Source organism: Allgaiera indica, from assembly GCF_900106675.1.
Lineage (GTDB): Bacteria > Pseudomonadota > Alphaproteobacteria > Rhodobacterales > Rhodobacteraceae > Acidimangrovimonas > Acidimangrovimonas indica.
Genome location: NZ_FNOB01000015.1, coordinates 1 through 21,366, shown reverse-complemented (window position 1 = coordinate 21,366; position 21,366 = coordinate 1). Strand labels below are relative to the sequence as shown.

Genomic DNA, 21,366 nt, shown 5'->3' with positions numbered 1-21,366 from the left:
CATGCTGGAATGCCAAGGCCTTACACTGCATTACGGGGGCTCTCAGATCCTTCACGGGATCGACCTTCAGGCCCGCGCGGGAGAGGTCACCTGCGTCATGGGCACCAATGGCGTGGGCAAGACCAGCCTGATGAAGGCGCTTGCCGGGGCGCATGCGCGCTCGGACGGAACCCTGCGCCTCGATGGAGAGGAGCTGGGCCGCCTGCCCGCGCAGGCGATGGCGCGCAAGGGGCTGGGATATGTGCCGCAGGGGCGGATGATCTTTCCGCTGCTCACGGTGCGCGAGAACCTGGAAACCGGCTTTGCCCTGCTGCCCCGGACCGAACGCCGGGTGCCCGACGAGATCTATGAACTGTTCCCGGTGCTGCGCGACATGGGCCACCGGCGCGGCGGCGATCTGTCGGGCGGACAGCAGCAGCAATTGGCGATCGCGCGGGCCATGATCACCCGGCCGAAGGTGCTGCTGCTCGACGAGCCGACCGAGGGCATCCAGCCCAACATCATCCAGCAGATCGGCCGGGTAATTGCGCTTTTGAAGGCGCGCGGCGATGTGGCGATCGTTCTGGTCGAGCAATATTTCGATTTCGCCTATGGGCTGGCCGATGCCTTCTGCGTGCTCAAGCGCGGTCAGGTGGCGCTGGCCGGGCGCAAGGCCGATCTCGACCGCGAGGTGCTGAAGCAAAGCGTCTCGGTCTAGGGTGTTGCGCCTTTCGCGCGGGGCAGCGCACGCCCCGCTTGCCCGGCGTTAACCGCGCCTTGGCATGTTGCGCGGTGAATTTGCCAACAAGGACCGAGCGCATGCAAAACACTGCCAACCTGGGCCTGCCCTTCATCGAGCCGAACCAGGCCCAGAAACATGTCACCCACAACGAGGCGCTGCGCATCCTTGACGCGTTGGTGCAGATCGGCGTGGTCGGGCGCAGCGCCGGCAGCCCGCCCGCAAGCCCCGCCGAGGGCGAGCGCCATATCGTCGCCGCCGCCGCCAGCGGGCTATGGGCCGGGCATCCGCTGGAACTTGCGGTCTATGTCGAGGGCGTGTGGGTCTTTCATCCGCCGCAGGACGGGTGGCTTGCCTGGGTCGAGGACGAGGCGCGGCTTGTCGTCTGGACCGGCGCATCCTGGACCCCGGTGGTGCCGGCGGTGACCGGCGCGCCCCTGTTCGGGATCAACGCGGCGGCCGATACCACCAACCGGCTGACGGTGAAATCGGATGCGGTGCTGATTTCGCATGACGACGTCACGCCGGGCACGGGCGACGCGCGGGTGGTGGTGAACAAGGGCGCGCCGGGCAACACCGCCTCAATGCTGTTTCAAAGCAACTGGTCAGGGCGCGCGGAATTCGGCTGCACCGGCGACGACAACTGGCACGTCAAGGTTTCCGCCGACGGCGGCACCTGGCACGAGGCGCTGGTGGTCGCGGCGGCGAGCGGCAATGTCGGCATCGGCACCGCGGCGCCTTCGACGGCGCTGGATGTCGCGGGGCCGGTGCGGATGGGGAATTTCGCGGTGGCCGCCCTGCCCGATCCAGTGGCCGCCGGCGCCGGGGCGATGCTGTTCGTCACCGATGAACTGGGCGGCGCGGTGCCGGCATTTTCGGACGGCGCAGCCTGGCGCCGGGTGACGGACCGGGCCGTGGTCAGCGTCTGATCCGGCGGCGCGCGCTTCGCGCGCAAGACCGGGCTCTGGAGGGGGCGCGCGCCCTGCGCCCGCCCCGGGGATATTTTCGCCACAAGGAAGACCAGGCCTATGGCCAGGGCCTTAGCCCCCGCGCAGCAGGCGCCAGATGCTGGCCATCACGCCAAAAGCCACCCCCGAGACCGCCGCGACGGCAACGGCCGCATGCAGTTCCATGCCGGTTCCGGCCTCGGCGCCGAAGGTGAGTGCGGCGAAAAATAGGGCTCCGGTGGCGATCTGCGGGGCTCTGGGGGAGTGTCGGCGCATTCAGGTCTCCTGGTGTGAATCAGTGTATCCGTTCGCGCATTATCCACCATTCGAGGCCCGCCGCGACCCACGAGATGGCACTTGGAACGGATCGCGCGCACCTGGGCAAGCGAGGCAACGGCCTAGGCCCCGGCGCCGGTCGGATCCGTGGCATCGCGATTTCGGGACGACGCGCGCCGACACGCCTCGCACCCGCTTCGGCCGGGCTCTGGCTGATTCGTCCGCCGGCGGCGGACGCAAGCCCCGGGCCCCCCATATCTGCCTGCCGAGCCCCCCCCCCACGCGACCGGTGTCGCTTGGCGAAAACATCCCCCGGGGCTGGATCTTGCCGGGGGCCACGCTATTTTTCGCCGTGCTGACAATGGGTTTGCGCTGGCGGGAACAAGGCGGCGGATGCGAGACATACAGGTAGATCCGGGCCAGGGCGCACGATCCCGCCCCGCAGCCCCTGCCGTCCATGTCGACGGGTTGCCGCGCCCGCGCCGCCAATTCGCCTGGGTCGCAATCATCCTGGGGCTGATGCTGGCGGTATTGGACGGAACCATCGCCAACGTCGCCCTGCCCACCATCGCACAGGATTTCAACGCCCCGGCCTCGGTTTCGATCTGGATCGTCAACGGCTATCAACTGGCGATCGTGATGGCGCTGTTGCCGCTGGCCTCGCTGGGCGAGATCTTCGGCTACCGGCGGGTCTATCTGGGCGGGATCGCGCTGTTCACCCTGGCCTCGGTCGGCTGCGTGATGTCGGATTCGCTGGCCACGCTGACCATGGCGCGGGTGGTGCAGGGGCTGGGCGCGGCGGGATTGATGAGCGTCAACACCGCGGTGCTGCGTTATGTCGTGCCGCGCGACCGCTTCGGCGCGGCGCTGGGGATCAACGCGCTGGTCGTCGCGATCGCCGCCACCGTGGGGCCGGTGCTGGCCGGTGCGATGCTTAGCCGGTTAAGCTGGCAATGGCTGTTCGCGATCAACATCCCGCTGGGGGTGCTGGCGCTGGCGGTAGGCTGGCCCAGCCTGCCGCATTCGGACCGCTCGGACCACCGGTTCGACTGGATCAGCGCCGGGCTGAGCGCGCTGTCGCTGGGGCTGGTGATCTCGACCATCGATTCGATCGGACATGCGCTGAGCTGGCCGCTGGTCGCCGCCCAGGTGATCGCCTGCGTGGCGGGCTTTGCCCTGCTGGTGCGCCGCGAGGCGCAAAGGTCCCACCCGATGCTGCCGGTCGATCTGCTGCGCATCCCGATCTTCAGCCTGTCGGTGGCGGCCTCGGTCGCGGCCTTCACCACACAGCTTCTGGCCTTCGTCGCGCTGCCGTTCCTGTTTCAGATACGCATGGGTTTCCGCCCCGAAATGGTGGGCCTGCTGATGATGCCCTGGCCGCTGGCGATCGCCTTCGCCGCGCCGCTGGCGGGGCGCTTGTCGGACAGCCGATCGCCGGCGCTGCTGGGCGCGGGGGGAATGGTCTTGCTGGCGGCGGGGATGGTGTTGCTGGCGGTGCTGCCGCCACATCCGAATATCTGGGATATCGCCTGGCGCATGGCGGTCTGCGGGGTGGGCTTTGGCCTGTTCCAGGCGCCCAACAATCGCACCATGGTGGGCACCGCGCCGAAGGAACGATCCGGCGCGGCCAGCGGCGTGCTGGGCACCGCGCGGCTGACCGGGCAATCGGTGGGGGCGGCGCTGGTGGCGCTTATGCTGGCGCGGTTCGGGATGGCGGGCTCGGTCTATGCGCTTTATCTGGGCGGCGCGGCGGCCGCGCTGGCCGCGCTTTTCAGCCTCTCACGTCGCTCGATGTGGCGCGCGCCGTCCTGAGCGGGCGCGCCGGTTCCGGTTCCAGCGCGCGGCGGTAAAGGTGCCAGCTGGCGTGGCCCAGCACCGGCAGCACGACGAACAGGCCCAGAAAGCCGGGGATCATCCCCAGAAACAATAGCGCTGCGCAAAGCGCGCCCCAGGTCAGCATGGTGCCGGGATTGGCAAGGCAGGTGGTCACGCTGGTGATCATCGCGGTGACGAAATCGACCTCTCGGTCCAGCAGCAAGGGCAGGCTGACCACGGTGATCGAGAACAACAGCCCTGCGAAGGCCGCGCCCGCCAGCGTGCCGAATCCCAGCATCATCAGACCGTTGGGGGTAAGGAACACCTCCCAGGAAGAACTGATGTTGGTCATGGTCGAGACGCCGAGAAACAGCGCGAAGATCATGTGCGACAGGAAGTTCCAGAACAGAAAGAAGATCACGATCACCGCCGCCATGGAAGGGATCTGGCGGTCCTTCTGGCGAAACACCACGCGCAGGATCCCGGCCATGTTGGTGCGCTCGCCCCGTTCCAGCCGGTGGCTGACCTCATAAAGCCCGACCGCCGCGAAGGGCGCGAGGATCGGAAAGCCCGCCGCGGCCGGCAAGCTGACCCAGAGATAGCCGGAAATCGCCAGAAGCCAGACCAGCGCCAGCCCGCCCAGCACGAAGATCCCCGAGAACACCAGCCCGCAGCGCGGGGCGGTGCGGAAATCGCGCCAGCCTTGGCGCAGCGCCCAGGTCAGATCCTGCAGGCCGATCATGCGCACCACCGGTATTCCGGATGCCTGTAGATGAGCCTCGTCTCGGGTCATGCAATCCTCCTTGAACGAAGGCTAAGGGAGGACGGGGTCTTGGGCAATGTCCGTGAGGATTCCGCCGGACGGGCGGCGCGAAACCCGGCCCTTCGCCGCAGGAAAGGCGATCCGGTTGCCGGTGCGGCAGGGGATGCCGACGCGGCGGGCGGGGGCTTTGCCCCCTGCAACGCCGGGATATTTCCATCAGAATGAAGACGGAACACGGACAGGTTCCCGCACGGGGCGCAGCCGGTCCCGGTCTGGCATGGCGTCATGGCCGGGGCGCGCGCGGTCGGGTCAGAGATCGGAGCGGGCTTCGGCGCGGCTTTTACCGGCGACGTCCATCGCCAGGGTCGCGGCCATGAAGGGGTCGAGGTCGCCGTCCAGCACGCCCTGGGTATCCGATGTCTCGTGCCCGGTGCGCAGGTCCTTAACCATCTGGTAGGGCTGCAACACATAGGACCGGATCTGGTTGCCCCAGCCGGCCGAGCCCTTGGCCTCGTGCGCCTCGTTGATCGCCGCGTTCCGCCGATCCAGTTCCATCTGATAAAGCCTTGATTTCAAGGCATTCATGGCGATCTCGCGGTTCTGGTGCTGCGATTTCATCGACGAGGTCACCACGATCCCGGTCGGCAGGTGGGTGATCCGTACCGCCGAATCGGTGGTGTTCACATGCTGCCCGCCGGCCCCCGACGAGCGGTAGGTGTCGATGCGGATATCCGAGGGGTTCACCTCGACCTCGATATTGTCGTCGACCACCGGATAGACCCAGACCGAGGCAAAGGAGGTTTCGCGCGTACCCTTGCCGAAGGGCGAGATCCGGACCAGCCGATGCACGCCCGATTCCGACTTCAGCCAGCCATAGGCGTTGTGGCCCGAAATCTTGTAGGCGCAGGACTTGATCCCGGCCTCGGAGCCCGCCTCTTCAGATTGCAGCTCGACCTTGAAGCCGCGTTTCTCGGCCCAGCGCACATACATCCGTTGCAGCATCTGGGCCCAGTCGCAGGCCTCGGTGCCGCCGGCGCCGGCGTTGATCTCGAGGAAGGTGTCATTGGCGTCGGCCTCGCCGTCCAGAAGTGCCTCCAGCTCCTTCTCGGCGGCCCTGTCGCGCAGGCCGCGCAGCGCGTCCTCGGCCTCGGCCACGACCTCGGCGTCGGCCTCGGCCTCGCCCATCTCGATCAGCTCGACATTGTCGGACAATTCCTTGGCGATGCCTTCATAGGTGCCCAGCGCGTCCATCAGCGCCTGGCGGTCGCGCATCAGCTTCTGCGCGCGGGCGGGATCGGACCACAGATCGCCATCCTCGATCATCGCATTGAATTCCTCCAGCCGGTGCGGCGCCGTCTCGACGTCGAGCCGCTGGCCCAGCAGGCTCAGGCTTTTCTCGATCTCGGAGACGATGGACTGGATCTCGGCGCGCATTTGGGCCCCTTCGGCTATCGCGGGTTGGAAAGGTGAAACCGGTGACACGGTTCACGCGAAATGGACGATCGGTGATAACGTCATCCCCGGCCCCGGGCAAGCTTAGTAAAGCCCGCCCGAGTTGACGGTGCCGAAGGTCGCCTTGCCGGGCAGCACCTTGACCTTGCCCGACGAGGTGGTGACGGTCTGTTTCTGCCCGACCCCGCCGTCAGAGGTGGGGTCGTTCTCGCCCGGGGTGAACAGCGGCAGGTTCGACCCCATCTTGAAACCGCCGTCGACCACGCCGATACCCAGGCCCGGCGCATCCCCGTCACGGAAGTAGATCGACACGACATCGGGTCCGGTCGCAGAAGGGTCCATCGCGGCTCCGGTGTAGCGATCCACGTTGACGAAATGCCCGCCGGGCGGGACCGGGAAGGTGGTGCCACCGTATTTCTTCACCGCCTTTTGCATGAATTCGTTGAACACCGGCGCGCAGAGCGTGCCGCCATAGGCGCCTCGGCCCAATGAGCGCGGCGTGTCATAGCCCATGTAGCAGCCCGCCACGAGGTTGGTGGTGAAGCCGATGAACCACACGTCCTTGGAATCGTTCGTCGTGCCGGTCTTGCCCGCCACCGGCACCGGCAGGTTCACCCGGCCCGCGGCGGTGCCCGATTTCACGACCCCCTCCATCATCTTGATCAGTTCGTAATCCGCGATCGGGTCCAACACGCGCTGGCGATTGGATTCGATGGTGGGGGACTGGCCGGGGGGCAGGTTCGGATCCTTGCAATCGGTGCAGATGCGCTGATCGTGGCGGTAGATCGTCTTGCCGAACCGGTCCTGCACCCGCGATACCAGCGAAGGCGTCACCCGTTCGCCGCCATTGGCGATCATCGAATAGGCGCCCATCAGCTTGAACAGCGATGTCACCTGACTGCCCAGCGCGTTGGCGATGTAGTGCTGCATCGGATCGTAGACGCCGAAGCGTTCGGCATAACGCGCGACCGTGTCCATGCCGATCTGTTCGGCGATGCGGATGGTCATCAGGTTGCGCGAATGGATCAGGCCGGTGCGCATCGGCGTCGGCCCGTAATACTTGTCCTCGGCGTTCTTCGGCCGCCACAGGCCCTGGGGCGTGTTCACCTCGATCGGGGCGTCGATCACGATCGTCGCCGGGGTGAAGCCGTCGTCGAGCGCCGCGCCGTAGATGATCGGCTTGAAGGAGGAACCGGGCTGGCGTTCGGCCTGGGTAGCGCGGTTGAAGCTGGAGTTCTGGTAGGAAAAGCCGCCCTGCATCGCCAGCACCCGGCCGTTGCGCGGATCCATCGCCATGAAGGCGCCCTCGATCTGCGGGATCTGGCGCAGCGACCATTGCTGAAAGCTGCCGTCCTTGGCCCGCTCTGCCTTGACGAAGACCACATCCCCCGGCTTGAGCAGCGCATCCAGATCACGCGCGCGAACAATCTTGCCGTCGTGTTCGCGCTTGTGGGTCCAGACCAGATTCTTGTCGGTCAGCTCATGGCCCTCGGGGGCATTGTCGGGCACCCCCTCGATCCCCAGATCGGCCGAGGTCTTCTTCACCGACAGCACCACGGCCGGATGCCAGCCGGGCACATCGCGCGCCACATCGGTATTGGCCAGCGCCGCGCGCCACTTGACTTCGGTCTTCAGATCGGCGGCCGGGATCGTCTTGCCGGTGCCGCGCCAAACCCCTTTGCTGCGGTCGAACTTCTCCAGCCCGTGGCGCAGTGCCTCGGCCGCCCATTGCTGGGTCTGGGGATCAACAGTGGCGCGGATCGTCAGGCCGCCGCCGAAGAATTCCTGCTTGCCGAAGGTTTCCGACAGCTCGCGCCGGATCTCGTCAGTGAAGTAGTCGCGCGGCGGAAGCTTTTCGCGGAAGGCGGGGAAATCGCCGTTCTGCACGCTGCGCAGGGGCTGCTTCTCGGCGTTCTCGGCCACCGCCTTGGTGAGGTAGCCGTTCAGATACATCTGGTTCAGCACATAGTTGCGCCGGGCGGTCGCGGCCTTCTTGTCGCGCACCGGGCCCAGTTGCGACGGCGCCTTTGGCAGCGCGGCCAGATAGGCGGCCTCGTCCGGGGTCAGCTGGCTGAGCGTCTTGTTGAAATAGGTCTGCGCCGCCGCCGCCACGCCGTAGGAATTCGCGCCAAGGTAGATCTCGTTCAGATAAAGCTCCAGCACCCGGTTCTTCGAGAAGGTCTGGCTGATCCGGTAGGACAGGATCAGCTCCTTCACCTTGCGCTCGATCGTGCGGTTGCCCGACAGCAAGAAGTTCTTGGCCACCTGCTGGGTGATGGTCGAGCCGCCGCGAATCCGGCGACCGTGGGATTTGACGATCTCCACCACGGCCGCGGCGATGCCCTGCACGTCGAAACCCGGATCGGTGTAGAAGGTCTTGTTTTCGGCCGAAATGAAGGCGTCCTTGACCAGCGGGGGGATGTCGCGGATCGGCGTGTAGATCCGCCGCTCGTGCGCGAATTCGTCGATGATCTGGCCTTCGCCGTTGTAGATCCGGCTGATCGTCGGCGGCGTGTACTGGGCCAGCAGTTCATAGCTGGGCAGATCGCGCGAATACATCCAGAACATCCCGACGCCCATCAGTCCGCCGAAAACAAGGGACATCGTCAGGAAGGAATAGATGGCGCCAAAAAAGGAAAGAATTGCCCGGATCAAGGATCGCCCCACGTCAAAATCGCTCCTCATATACGCACTCGCCCCCCCGGGGTCAAAACAAGAGCGTCCGCGCCCGCGCCGTTTTCCGCCACAGCGCGTCACATGGACGCGAGAAGAGGGCGCAAGGCGGGCGCGCGATTGCATGACCCGGGGCGCGTAGCGGGCCAAAACAGGGGCCAGTTCGGGCGGGCCGCGCCAGCCCCGCCCGGGCGCGCGCCACGTCCTTCACGCGTGCGCCGGGCGGAAGCGGGCCCCGCTAGCGCCGCAAGAGCGCCGCCTGCGCCGCATCCTTCACCGCCCAGGCACGGATGCCGCGGACGATTGCCGCGACCATGCGGTCCTGCCAGGCCGGATCCTCCAGCCGCTTGCGGTCCCGGGGCGAAGACAGAAAGCCCAGTTCCAGCAGCGCCGAGGGGATGTCGGGGGATCGGATCACCGCGAAATCGGCCTCTTCATGGGCGGGGTCGTGCATCCGGATGCCGGCGTGCCGGATCACCTGGACCAGATCGCGGGCAAAGGCATCCGATCGTGGCATGTTGTCGGCCTGCGCCATGCTCATCAGCAGGCCGGCGACGATATCGTCGGTTCCCGACAGATCGACGCCCGACAGCAGATCGTCGCGGTTGTGATGTTCGGCCAGCAGCGCCGAGGCCCGGTTGGTCGCCTTGCGCGACAGCGTATAGACGGTGGCGCCGGTCGCATGCCCGACCGGGATCGCATCGGCATGAAGCGACAGGAACAGATCCGCCCCCGCCTCGCGCGCGACCGAAACCCGCGTCTCGAGCGGCACGAAGACATCGGCATCGCGTGTCATCACCACGTCGAAACCGCCCGCGCGCAGCAGCGCCTCGCGCAGTTTTCGCGCCACGGCCAGCACGATATCGGCCTCGTGTTCCTTGCCATAGACCGCGCCCGGGTCGATGCCGCCATGGCCAGGGTCGATCACGACCATCAGCGGATGGTCCCCGGTCTGGCGGTGCTTCGACAGGCCGATCTGCGCGGGCTTCGGCAGCGACCAGCCCGGGGGGTCGGGGCGTGCGGCGGCAGTGGCGAAATCGGCCTCGGACTCGGGGCGCAGTCGCAGATGCACCACCGCGCCGCCCGCGCCGCCCTGATCGGTGCGCATCTCGGCCGTCGCGACACCGAAGGGGCCGTCAAGTTCCAGAACCAGCCGCGACCAGCCCGGGCGCAGCGGGCCGGCGCGCAAGGCCTTGATATGGCGGGATTGCGACAGCGACATGCGCGAGACATCGCCCCAGTCGACTTCTCGGAAATCGACGACCAGCCGGGCGGGATGGTCCAGCACCCGGACCCGCCAGGGCACCGGCTGGCTGATCGCCAGGCGCACCGCGATGTCGCCGCCGCTGTCGGTAATGGCCGACGCCCGCGGCTCGAACCGCGCAAGCGCCGACAGCGCCGGTTCGGCATGACCAAGCGGCGCGGCCAGAAGCCACGCCAGGAAACCCAGCCTGAAAATCGCGACAAGCCTGCTCATGCCTCGCCTTTTTCGGCCACATTAGCGCAAGCGGGACGGGCGGGGAACGCCCCGCGCGCGCCGTAGCGAACAGGTGTTGCCTCCCAGCCGCCACCCCAACCGTCACCCAGGCGGGCACATCGTCAGAGCCGCGCGACCACACCCTTGACCAGCACCGGCCCCGTTGGCTGCCCCGTGCGCGAGCCCCCCATGGGTTCCAGGCTGACCGCCAATTCCGCGCCTGGCGGCAGCGCCGGCACCGCCGCCCGGTACAGATGGCCGCGCAACAGGCCCAACGAGACCGGCGCCCCGGATCGGTCGATCAGCCACAATTCGTAATCGTGCCCCGGCCCGGCCGGCGGCCCCAGGGTGCGGGTGACCTGCAATTCGCGGGTTGCGGGGCTCCACTCGGCGGAGAAGGCCAGCTTCACGCCGCGCTGTTCCAGCGTGGCGGCGGAACGGGGCGCCGTCGGGCGCTGGCCGCCGGCCTGCCAGAACACCACGACCGCCAGCGCCAGCGCCAGCGCCGCCGTCAGGACGAAAATCGCGCGCAGCAAGTAGCGCCGGCGGCCGGGCGCGCGGTTGCCGAACAGACGCACCTCGATCCCGGGCAGCAGGTCGGGCGCAGGCAGGGGGTCGGCTGCGGGGCGCGGATCCTTCGCGGCCCGGCCGGGCGCGGCGGGTTTGGTGCGCCGCCGTTCGGCCGCGCAATCGCGGGCGATGGCAGTCAGCCAGGCCATCGCCCCTTCCCGCGCCGGATCGAAGCGCTTCGCGCGCTGCCAGATGCGGGCGAATGTCTCTTGCAGCGCGTCCTCGGCCTCGGCCCGGTCGCGCAGGATGTGCAAGATGGCCGCGAAAAGCCTGTCCGCCGCCGCATCGTAAAGATCGCGCAGCGCGGCGCGGTCGCGCGCGGCGAGCCGCCCGATCAGATCGGCAAGGGGATCGGCGCTCATGCCTGCCGCCCCGCCGCGCCGCCGGCTTCGGCCGTGATCGTTTCGAGACTCATGCAAGAACCCTTTGCCCGCATGGGCGCGGGCGTGCGGCGATTTGAACAGACCCTTCCCGCCCCGGCAAGAGGGGCGGATCGGCCTGAGTCCGCCACCACCAAGGGTCGGCGCGGAGCAGGCGCGCCGGGCTGCATGGCCCTATCGAAGCATGGCGGCACTGGGGTCCGCGACAGCGTGCCGCGGCAAGGCGCTGCCACCAGGGCCACCGCCATCGCGCCGCCCCCCGAGGCGCCCGCCTGCATGGCGCGGGCGGCGCGCGTCGCACTGCTTGCGTGGGCCCGCCTCTGCCCAAAGGCCGAAACGGGCCTCCCCCGTCGAAGGCCCGCTCAGGCCGCGCGGAGCGCGGTCAGAGCCTTTGCACCTTGCCAGTCAGCAGCATCGGCCCCGAAGGCTTCGCCGCCAGGCCGTCGCTAGTTGGCTCCAGCGTGACGCCGAGCTTGGCGTCGCGCGGGATATGCGAGATCAGGGTGACGTTTTCTTCGCCGCGCAGCATCATCAGCGGCTGCACCGCGCCATCCGCGCGCAGCAGCCAGATCTGATAATCCTTGCCCGGCGCCGGTGCCGGCCCGCCCGTGCGCAGCACTTCGAACTTGCGGCTGCCCGGATCCCAGGCCGCCGCGAAGATCAGCTGATTGCCACCGGCTTCCAGCGTTGCGGCATACAGTTCGGGCGGCGGGGTGGTGTCGCGCACCGCGATCGCGGTCAGCGCCGCGACCACTGCGATCGCGGCGACCCCGCCGAACATCGCAACCGCCATCCGCTTGAGGTTGCTTTGCTGCACGGCCACCGGCGTGCCGAAGATGCGCGCCTCGATCATGGTCAGCAGATCCGGCGCGGAAACCGCCGCATAGGCCGCATTCAGCGGCGCCAGCCGCGCCCGCCACAGCGCGACATGGGCGGCAAAGGCGGTATCATGCAGATTGGCCAGACGTCTTTGCACCATGCGGCGCTCTTCCAGGCTTAGCGAGCCCAGCACGAATTCCGCCGCCAGCATCCCATCCTCAGAGCAGTCGTCGTCTGGCACCACGAGCCCCGGCAATGCCTTCGGTTCCCCGACGGCGGCGATCTGGCGGAAGGCATCGTGCAGAAGCGGGCGCACCTCGGCTTCCTGCTTACCGCAGGCCGCGGCGATCTCGGCATGGGTCAGCCCGCCCAGATAGGCGGCGGTGATCGCCTGCGCACAGCGCGGTTCGACCCGCGACAGGCCTTCGGGATGGCGCAAATCCGCCTCATGCGCCATAAACGCGGTCTCGTGGCCCGATCCGTCGGCAGGCACCGGGCCGCGGGCGCGACGCCTGTCGATCGCGCTGTCGCGCGCCATGCAGATCAGGAAATCCAGCCCTCGTTCGCGATCGGGATTGAATCGCCCCGCGTGCAGCCAGATCCGGGTGAACAGATCCTGCACGGTCAACTCGGCCTCGGCCTTGTTGCCCAGAATGCGCAACGCGACCCCGTAGAGTTTGGCCGAAACGGTTCGGTAGAGCCCTCGGAACGCCTCGCGGTCCTGCTGGGCAATCCTCAACAATAGGCCCGCACTGGGGCCGGTGTGATCAGTCATCAGCGCCTCCTCCTGCGACCGCCCTCCCGGTCGCTGCCGATGTTGAACGAGACATCTGGCAAAGGCACGATCGCATTCAGATGGGGGAAGGGATCAGTGGCGTGCGGCAGCGCGTTCGCGTTGACGAAATGCTCCTGAAACCTCGGTTCTATCGCCGTCTCCACCTTGTGAATGCCGCGTACCACGGCCTCGATCTCGCTGCGGGCTTCGGTGTTGCACAGGGCAATCCGCGCTCCCGTTCCAGCAGCATTGCCCGCCGAGATCACATTTTCAAGAGCAACATCCGGAATCATGCCGATGGCCATTGCATGCTTTGGCGAAATATGCGCCCCGAACGCCCCGGCCAGGACCACCCGGTCGACGGTGTCGATGCCCAGTTCATCCATCAGCAGCCGCGCCCCGGCGTACAGCGCCGACTTGGCCAGCTGGATCGCGCGGATATCGCCCTGGGTGACGCTGATTATCGGGCCACCATCGGGACTTGCGTCGTGAATCAGGTAGCTGTGCGTGCGGCCCTGCGCGACCATCCGGGGCGTGCCGACCTGCGCGGCCGAGCCGATCAGGCCCTTCGCGTCGACGATGCCGGCCATGCGCATCTCGGCCACCGCCTCGATGATGCCCGACCCGCAGATCCCGGTGATTCCAGTGCCTGCGATGGCCTCCTGGAATCCGGGCTGATCGGACCATATGTCGCAGCCGATCACCCGGAATCGCGGCTCCTTGGTGACCGGGTCGATCTCGATCCGCTCGATCGCGCCGGGTGCGGCGCGCTGGCCCGAACTGATCTGCGCCCCCTCGAAGGCCGGCCCGGTGGGAGAGGAGCAGGCCACGACCTTTTCCTTGTTGCCCAGAAGCAGCTCGGCATTGGTTCCGACATCGACGATCAGCACCATGTCCTCGGATTTCTGCGGCTGCTCGGCCAGCGCCACGGCGGCGCAATCGGCACCCACATGTCCGGCGATGCAGGGCAGGATGTAGATCCCGGCGCGCGGGTTGATCGCCGAAAGCTGCAGATCGGGGGCCTGCAGGTCAAGCGCGCTGGACACCGCCAGCGCGAAGGGCGCCTGGCCCAGTTCGACCGGGTCGATGCCCAGAAGCAGATGATGCATCACGGGATTGCATACGATCACCGCCTCGACGATCTGGGGCGGCTCGATCTTCGCCGCCTCCGCCAGATCCTCGGCCAGGCCATCAAGCGCCTCGCGGACCGCGCGGGTCATTTCGACATCGCCGCCGGGGTTCATCATCGCGTAGCTCACCCGGCTCATCAGATCCTCGCCGAAGCGGATCTGCGGGTTCATCACCCCGGCCGAGGCCGCGACCGAACCGTTGCGCAGATCCACCAGATGCGCCGCAATCGTGGTCGAGCCCAGATCGACCGCAAGGCCATATAGCCGCCCCTCGTAGAAGCCGGGCCAGATGTCGATCAGCCGGGGGTGGGCGTCGTGATTGCCCTGGCTCAGCGCCACCGTCACCTTCCACTCCCCTTTTCGCAGCGCCGGCTGCAATTGGCGCAGCACGTCGAGATTGGCGCTGATCTCGGGGATCTCCCATTGATCCTTCAGCGCCGCCTTCAGCCGCTCCAGATCGCCGGTGGGGACATGCATGTCGGGCTCGGCCACCTCGACGTAGTAAAGCCGCGTGGCCGGGTCCATCACGATCGGCCGGGCATCGGCCTCCTTGCGCACCACCTGCTTGTGAACCTGGCTTTCGCGCGGAACATCGATCACCACGTCGCCCATGATCCTGGCCTGACAGCCCAGGCGCCGACCTTCCTTGAGGCCGCGCACCCGGTCATAGCGTTCCTCGACGGCGTTCCATTCGCTCAGCGCGTCGGGCTTCACATGGACGCCGTGCTTGGGGAATTCGCCGTAGCCCGGCGTGATCTGGCATTTCGAGCAAATCCCGCGCATCCCACAGACGGAATCGAGATCGACCCCCAATTGCCGTGCCGCCTGCAGCACCGGGGTGCCCCGGGCCACCCGGCCCCGCTTGCCCGAGGGCGTGAAGATCACCAGCGCGTCGTCGTCAGCCATGAACCGCTCCTTCGTCCTGCCTCCGTTCTAGGGGCTGCCGCAGGCGGTGCAATGGGCGTTTGCGGCATCCGGCGGCCGATCCTCGCCGCTTTGGCTGGTCGCGAGGCCGCGGCGGGGGCTCTGCCCCCTGCGCCCCCGGAGTATTTGGGCCAAAGTGAAAGCAGAAGGGGCGTTCTTTGTTCTTCACCTTGGAAAATATTCCATGGGGTCGCCATCGGTCCGATCGACAATGGCAACGGGGTGCGCCCCCCGGCGCCGGGGGCTACAGCCGCACTAGCCGCGCAGGTAATCGATCAGCATCCGGGTGGAGGCGTCCTTGGTATCCGCGTCGGCGCCTTCCTCCAGCATCGGGACCAGCGTGGCGGCCAGTTCCTTGCCAAGCTCTACCCCCCATTGATCGAAGCTGTTGATCCCCAGAATGACGCCTTCGACGAACACCCGGTGTTCATAGAGCGCGATGATCTGGCCCAGGGTGAAGGGGGTGAGCCGAGGATAGAGCAGCGTGGTGGAAGGCCGGTTGCCCGGGAAGACCCGGTGCCGGGCCTGCCGTTCCAGTTCGTCGCCCCGCAGCCCCTTGCGCGCCATGGCCGCGCGGGCCTCGTCAAGCGAGCGGCCGCGCATCAGTGCCTCGGACTGCGCCAGGCAATTGGCCGCCAGCAGCCGGTGCATCGGCGCGAGTTCCGGCTCATGTCCCTCGCGCGCCAGCAGGAATTCGCAAGGAACGACCCGCGTCCCCTGGTGGATCAGCTGGTAGAAGGCATGCTGGCCGTTGGTCCCCGGTTCTCCCCAGACCACCGGGCCGGAATTCATCGGCAGCGTGGTGCCGTCCATCGCGACGCGCTTGCCGTTCGATTCCATCTCGAGCTGCTGAAGATAGGCGGGCAGCCGCGCCAGGTGCTGGTCGTAGGGCAGCACCGCGCGGGTGGCATAGCCGCAGATCTGGTTGTGCCAGACCCCCACCAACGCCAGCAGCACGGGCAAGTTGTCGACGAAAGCCGCGGTGCGGAAGTGATTGTCCATGGCGCGGCCGCCGGCGAGGAAATCGTCGAAACGTTCGGGCCCGATGGCGATCATCAGGCTAAGCCCCACCGGACCCCACATCGAATAGCGCCCGCCGACCCAATCGGCAAAGCCGAAGACCCGCTGGGGCGCGATGCCGAAGGCCGCGGTCTTGTCCTCGGCCGTCGAGACGGCGGCGAATTGCGCCGCCGGATCGGTGACGCCCGCCGCCATCCAGTCGCGCGCGGCGGCGGCGTTGGCCATCGTCTCCTGCGTGGTGAAGGTCTTCGAGGCCACGATCACCAGCGTCGTCGCCGGATCGAGCGGCGCCAGAACGTCATGGATATGGGCCGGATCGACGTTCGAGACGAAATGCGTCCGCGGCCCGTCGGCATAGGGGGCAAGCGCCTGCGCGCCCATCGCCGGGCCCAGGTCCGAGCCACCGATGCCGATATTGACCACATCGGTGATCGCGCCTCCCTGTCCGGCGAAGCGGCCCTCGCGCACGTCGCGGGCGAAGGCGGACATGCGGGCGTGAACCTCGCGCACCGCGGGCATCACGTCGGCGCCGTCGACCGTGACCTTGGCGTTCAGGTCGCGCAGCGCCGTATGCAGGACCGCGCGGTCCTCGGTCTCGTTGATCTTGGCGCCCGCGAACATGGCGTCACGGCGGCGGGCAACACCGGCCTCCTCGGCCAGCCGGATCAACAGCGCCCGGGCTGTGGCGTCGATGTTTGTCTTCGAATAATCGAACAGGATGCCCTCTGCTCGCGCAGAAAACTCGGCCGCCCGATTTTCATTTTCGAACAATTGCGCCAAGGCGCGCTGCCCCACCGATGCCTGATGCGCGGCAAGGTCATCCCAGGTGCTCATGGTTGTCCCCTATTCGGCCCAGTGGACGGTGGCATCGTCCAGCACGGCGCGGATCGGCGCCTCGGCCGGCGAAAGCTTGGCCGCCTTCTCCAGCGCCGCGCGCTTCTCGGGGCCGGTGATCAACACATGGATCTTCATCGCTTCCTTCAGCACCGGCATCGACAGGGTGATCCGCGCCTCGTTGGCTCCGGGCACGCGAATCGGCACCAGAAGCGGCGCGTCGGCGGCCAACGCCGCATCGGCGCCCTCCGCGCCCGGAATGATCGAGGCGGTATGCATGTCGCCCCCCATCCCCAGCAGCAGCACCGAGATCGGCAGATGCGGGCGCACGGCTTCGGTCAGGTCGTCAAGCCGGGCCTCGGGCGTCTCGGCACCGTTGTAAAGCGACACGAATTGCGCCGCCGCGGCCTTGTGCTGCATCAACCGGCTGCGCACCAACCGCGCGTTCGACCGCGGCGCGTCCTCGGGCAGCCAACGCTCATCGCCCGGCAGGATCGACACCCGGCCCCAATCCAGATCGATATCGCCCAGCACATCGAAGACCGCCCCCGGCGTGGTGCCGCCGGGCACGCAGAAGGTGGCGCGCGGCTCGCGGCGCAGGAAATCCCCCAGTTCGGAGGTCAGCTTGTCGGCCAGCGACAGGAACATCATGTCACGGTCCGGATATTCGACGAATTTCATCCGCGTATCTCCCTCCAGCGGCGGCCATCCCGGTGCATCAGCATCAGCGCGTCCTCGGGCCCCGAAGAACCCGGATCGTAGCCATGCGGACGCTCGCCGCGATCTTCCCAGGCGGCGATGATCGGATCGGCCCAGGCCCAGGCGGCCTCGACCTCGTCGCCGCGCATGAACAAGGTCTGGTTGCCCCGGATCACATCCATGATCAGGCGCTCGTAGGCGTCGGGGATATCGGCGTCTTCCGACAACCAATCGGCGAAGGACATGTCCAGCGGCATTTCGGTCAATCGCATTCCGCCCGGCCCCGGTTCCTTGATCATCACCGTCAGGGTCATGCCCTCGTCCGGTTGCAGCCGGATCGCCAGCACGTTCTCGCGCCAGGCGTCGTCCTCGTCGAAGATCGAATGCGGCGGCTCCTTGAAGGTGATGGCGATCTCGGAAATCCGGTTGCGCAGCTTCTTGCCGGTGCGCAGGTAGAACGGCACCCCCTGCCAGCGCCAGTTCGAGATCCCCACCTTCAGCGCGATATAGCTTTCGGTGCGGCTGTGGGCGTTGCCGACATCCTCGGTGTAGGAGGGTTCGGCCTTGCGCCCCTCGCGCGCGGGCATGCCGCGGTACTGGCCCCGCACGATCTCGTCATGGCCCACCCCGGTCAGCGCGCGGATCACCTTGAGCTTCTCGTCGCGCACGGCGTCGGGTTCGAACTTGTAGGGCGGCTCCATCGCGATCAGGCACAAAAGCTGCATCATATGGTTTTGCACCATGTCGCGCATTGCGCCGGCGCGGTCGTAATATTCACCGCGCCCGCCGACACCCACCGTTTCGGCCACGGTGATCTGGACATGATCCACATGCTGGGCGTTCCACAGCGGCTCGAACAACGAATTGGCAAAGCGCACCGCCATCAGGTTCTGGACGGTTTCCTTGCCCAGGTAATGGTCGATCCGATATATCTGGGTTTCATTGAAATGCGCCGCAAGCGTGGCGTTCAGCGCCCGGGCCGAGGCCAGATCGCGGCCGAAGGGCTTTTCCACCACGATCCGGCTGTCGCCATCAGCGATGCCGTATTCATGCAGCTTCTCGGCCAGCGCGCCAAACAGCGACGGCGCGACCGAAAAATAGAAGGCCCGCACCACCCCGTCGCGCATCAGCGCCTTGAGGGAATCCCAGCCATCCGACCCCTTGGCATCCGTCGCGACATAGGACAGCCGCGCCAGGAAGGCCTGGATCTGGGCCTTGTCTCGATGCCCCGGCTCGACGAATTCGGCGATCGCCTCGGCCACGAAGGCGCGATAGGCATCCTCGTCCATCTCAGAGCGCGCGGCAGCGATGATCCGTGCGTCCTCGGGCATCTGGCCGGCAAGGAACCGCCGGTAAAGCCCGGGCAGGATCTTGCGCCGGGCAAGATCGCCGGTGCCGCCGAAGATCACCAGGTCGAACGGATCGACCGGAATTACTCGTGAGACCATCTGCCCTCGCTTCCACCGCGTTACGGATGCTCGTTAGCGCTAACGGATGTCGTTTTAGCCGCAGCGCTCCGATGAGTCTAGCACCCCATTCCGGTGCAGCAAGGGGCGGCTGGAAGCGCGGTCGGCGAAGGCCCGCCTTGCCATGCCCCGCAAATGTGCAGACGATGCCCTGCCCCCCCCCCCTTGAGTCCGTCGTTCATGACAAGAGGCTGCGGGTTTATGCTGTGCTACGCGAAGCGCCCTCGGGCGTTATCAGAGTTTCCGCCGTTCATCAGGCACACGGGCTGGCTGCGTCCCCCGATTTCATCAGCATGACCGGGACCTTGCGCCGATCGCGCTGAGGGATCGATGCTTATTGTAACACCTACGCCAAGCCTCCAGCTTTTCGCCACATCTTCAAGGGACAGAAACCAGTGCTGGTTCAGACACTCAGCCCGGGACCGGCCATGGAACGCTTCGATGAACGCATTGTCGGTCGGTTTTCCCGGTCGAGAGAGGCTGAGGGTCACGCCACGCTGAACGGCCCAGAGGTCCATGTGACGGGACGCGAATTCGCTGCCCTGGTCGACCCGGGTGGTCTTCGGATAGCCGGTCTTCCCGCAAACGCGGTCCAACGTCGTGGCCGCATCCTCGCCGCGGTATCTGTGGCGCGCGTCAAGGACGGGGACGTGAGCCGCGAGAAGGTGTCTACGACCGTCAATATGCTCATTCTCAGTTTTTTGCCCGTCGCCAGTTGATCGTGAACGAAGTCCCTAACCCAGACCTCGTTCGGACCGACAGCCCCGGCACGGTCGTCACGCAGCTTGGCCTTCACCCGCCGCTTCGGGTTCTTGTTCCCGAGTCGCAAACCCAACTCTCCGTAAATCCGATAGATTTTCTTGATGTTGATGTTCCATCCCTCGCGCTCGAGCAGGATGTGAACCCGCCGACAGCCATAACGCACACGCGTTTCGCAGATCTCCCGGATCCGCTCGGCGACGGCGGCCTGATCGGCGCGGCGGGACTTGTAGCGAAACGTCAAACGGTCGAACCCGATGGCCCCATAGGCCTTACGGATCGAGACCGCCCAATCGCGGCACATCCCGAGAACCAGTTCGCGCTCGCGATCAGGCCCCAGAACTTTCGGCGGGTGACGACCGCTCGCCATTGTCCTCGGACCAATGGCGGACATGGCCGCCGAGCGCCTCGGTCCAGCAGGTCTCGATCTCCGACATCACCTTGAGCTGGCCGAGGCTGACATGTCCGGCATTGGCCCGCCGCCACGCGGACCCATGGGCACGGAAGATATCAGCGATCTCCAGCGCTGGCCGGGGCAACGCCCCCGCCCGTCACTCCAGGCTTCGCTTCACGGTCCGGTCCTGCGGTCTCCTCAGGGCCTCGAACGGGCTGACGACATCGCGGATCGTCCGGGTCGCCACATGGGTATACTGGGCGGTGGTGGTGAGCTTGGCATGGCCGAGCAGCACCTGGATCACGCGGACATCGGTATTGGCCTCCAGCAGATGCGTCGCGAAGCTGTGGCGCAACGTGTGCAGGGTGGCGGGCTTGGCGATGCCCGCCATCTGCTTGGCCGAGGTGAAGGCCCGGTTCAGTTGACGCGGCGACATCGGGTTGATCTTCGGCTTGCCGGGGAACAGCCAGCCCTCGGGGCGGGCCTCGCGCCAGTAGTCGCGCAGCAGCTCCAGCAGCCCCGGCGCCAAGATGATCTTGCGATCCTTCTTGCCCTTGCCCTGCTCGACATGGATCAGCATCCGGTCGCTGTCGATGTCGCTGAGCTTGAGGTTGCACACCTCCGCGGCTCTCAGGCCGGCCCCGTAGGAGATGCTGAGCGCCGCGCGGTATTTGAGACCCGGCCCGGGGCGGCCATCAGCAGATCGGACACCTCCTCAACGCTGAAGACGACCGGCAACTTCCGCGGTTGGCTGCGGAACTGCATGTAGCGCTTCATGTCTTCGCGCCCGCAGGTCATACCGAAGAAGAACCTGAGCGCCACGATGCACGCGTTGAACGTGGTCGGCGTGATCCCGGTGTCGGTCATGTACAACTGGTAGGCGTGAAGCTCCTCCGGCGTGGCCGCATCAGGGGGTCGCTTCAGGAACGCGGCGAAGTCCTTGATCGCCCGGATGTGGGCCTGCTGGGCCTTCTCGCCCATCCCGCGGATACGCATGCCTTCGATCATCCGCTCGCGAAGCAGTGTGGTTCTCTCCTCGTCATGCGAACCTCCTGTCTGACAATTGAGAGACCCCAATCGTCGGACAGAACGGACAGGCCCAAATGCACAGCGTTCAGATCATCGCGGACCACCAGCCACAGGCGCCAATGCCGCGCGAGCGGCTTCGGCCCTGGGCCGCTCTTTCCCCAAACATCAACTCCACGAGCGCCGCGCGTGAGCGCGACACCGCCCGCGCCATGCAAGCAACTGCGGTCGCCTGGCCGAGCCACGATTCATCTTGCAGCGGTGCTAAAGAAAATGAGACCCGGAATTCGGCCCGAACGCTGACCGCACCACCGCGCCGTGCGCCGTGCACATGCGGCTGAAGGCCAAGAGCCTTGAGCTACTCCCCGTCTCTTGGACAGGATCTGGCGTAAATTAAGCTACTCGTTGCACCTGCTGATCGGGTTGATTGATATCATTTCTCTGCCAAT

General features: G+C 66.8%; 14 protein-coding genes and 2 pseudogenes. 3 read left to right on the top strand and 13 right to left on the bottom strand.

The features are described 5' to 3' along the window. Position 1 precedes the first annotated feature (1 nt). Both urtE and BLV97_RS13855 read left to right on the top strand, forming a co-directional pair. Positions 2-697 carry an urea ABC transporter ATP-binding subunit UrtE gene (gene urtE, locus BLV97_RS13860; protein ID WP_035837438.1) on the top strand — a complete coding sequence of 232 codons (696 nt, stop codon included), beginning with the start codon at positions 2-4 and terminating at the stop codon, positions 695-697. A 101-nt stretch (positions 698-798) separates the two neighbouring features. After that, positions 799-1,647: a DUF2793 domain-containing protein gene (locus BLV97_RS13855; protein WP_035837436.1), complete on the top strand. Its 849-nt coding sequence runs from the start codon at positions 799-801 to the stop codon at positions 1,645-1,647. Between the two features lie 111 nt (positions 1,648-1,758). Here the strand turns inward: BLV97_RS13855 and BLV97_RS20815 are convergent, their stop codons facing one another. Beyond that, a complete protein-coding gene (locus BLV97_RS20815; protein WP_143037542.1) occupies positions 1,759-1,941 on the bottom strand; it encodes a hypothetical protein in 183 nt (60 codons plus the stop codon). Between the two features lie 393 nt (positions 1,942-2,334). On the opposite strand from BLV97_RS20815, the gene BLV97_RS13850 reads away from it, so the two are divergent. Beyond that, positions 2,335-3,753: an MFS transporter gene (locus BLV97_RS13850; RefSeq protein ID WP_081824857.1), complete on the top strand. Its 1,419-nt coding sequence runs from the start codon at positions 2,335-2,337 to the stop codon at positions 3,751-3,753. On the opposite strand, the gene BLV97_RS13845 is transcribed toward BLV97_RS13850, so the two are convergent. The 12 genes and pseudogenes from BLV97_RS13845 to BLV97_RS13785 all read right to left on the bottom strand — a co-directional run bounded on the left by BLV97_RS13845 (position 3,713) and on the right by BLV97_RS13785 (position 20,887). Further along, on the bottom strand, positions 3,713-4,549 hold the full coding sequence (locus BLV97_RS13845; protein ID WP_051645785.1) for a DUF2189 domain-containing protein: 837 nt from the start codon (positions 4,547-4,549) through the stop codon (positions 3,713-3,715). The genes BLV97_RS13850 and BLV97_RS13845 overlap by 41 nt on opposite strands. A 279-nt stretch (positions 4,550-4,828) precedes the next feature. Further along, positions 4,829-5,953: a peptide chain release factor 2 gene (prfB, locus tag BLV97_RS13840; protein WP_035837434.1), complete on the bottom strand. Its 1,125-nt coding sequence runs from the start codon at positions 5,951-5,953 to the stop codon at positions 4,829-4,831. Positions 5,954-6,055: 102 nt separating this feature from the next. Continuing rightward, positions 6,056-8,626: a penicillin-binding protein 1A gene (locus BLV97_RS13835; RefSeq protein ID WP_035837432.1), complete on the bottom strand. Its 2,571-nt coding sequence runs from the start codon at positions 8,624-8,626 to the stop codon at positions 6,056-6,058. Positions 8,627-8,882: 256 nt separating this feature from the next. Further along, positions 8,883-10,121, bottom strand: a complete 1,239-nt coding sequence (locus BLV97_RS13830) for an N-acetylmuramoyl-L-alanine amidase (RefSeq protein WP_035837429.1) — start codon at positions 10,119-10,121, stop codon at positions 8,883-8,885. A gap of 122 nt (positions 10,122-10,243) precedes the next feature. Continuing rightward, a complete protein-coding gene (locus BLV97_RS13825; protein WP_051645784.1) occupies positions 10,244-11,053 on the bottom strand; it encodes an anti-sigma factor domain-containing protein in 810 nt (269 codons plus the stop codon). Between the two features lie 400 nt (positions 11,054-11,453). Next, a complete protein-coding gene (locus BLV97_RS13820) occupies positions 11,454-12,665 on the bottom strand; it encodes a sigma-70 family RNA polymerase sigma factor (protein ID WP_081824856.1) in 1,212 nt (403 codons plus the stop codon). Beyond that, on the bottom strand, positions 12,665-14,701 hold the full coding sequence (locus BLV97_RS13815; RefSeq protein ID WP_035837427.1) for an ASKHA domain-containing protein: 2,037 nt from the start codon (positions 14,699-14,701) through the stop codon (positions 12,665-12,667). The genes BLV97_RS13820 and BLV97_RS13815 overlap by 1 nt, the downstream gene beginning before the upstream one ends. Before the next feature lie 273 nt (positions 14,702-14,974). Beyond that, positions 14,975-16,573, bottom strand: coding sequence for a glucose-6-phosphate isomerase (gene pgi, locus BLV97_RS13810; protein WP_035837425.1), 1,599 nt, complete (start codon positions 16,571-16,573; stop codon positions 14,975-14,977). A 9-nt stretch (positions 16,574-16,582) separates the two neighbouring features. Continuing rightward, the gene (gene pgl, locus BLV97_RS13805; protein ID WP_035837423.1) at positions 16,583-17,254 is read right to left on the bottom strand and encodes a 6-phosphogluconolactonase; all 672 of its coding nucleotides are present in this window, start codon (positions 17,252-17,254) and stop codon (positions 16,583-16,585) included. Beyond that, a complete protein-coding gene (gene zwf / locus BLV97_RS13800) occupies positions 17,251-18,720 on the bottom strand; it encodes a glucose-6-phosphate dehydrogenase (protein WP_035837420.1) in 1,470 nt (489 codons plus the stop codon). The genes pgl and zwf overlap by 4 nt, the downstream gene beginning before the upstream one ends. A gap of 271 nt (positions 18,721-18,991) precedes the next feature. Beyond that, a pseudogene (locus BLV97_RS13795) lies at positions 18,992-20,036 on the bottom strand (IS3 family transposase). Positions 20,037-20,048: 12 nt separating this feature from the next. Next, positions 20,049-20,887, bottom strand: a pseudogene (locus tag BLV97_RS13785) (tyrosine-type recombinase/integrase). Positions 20,888-21,366 lie beyond the last annotated feature (479 nt).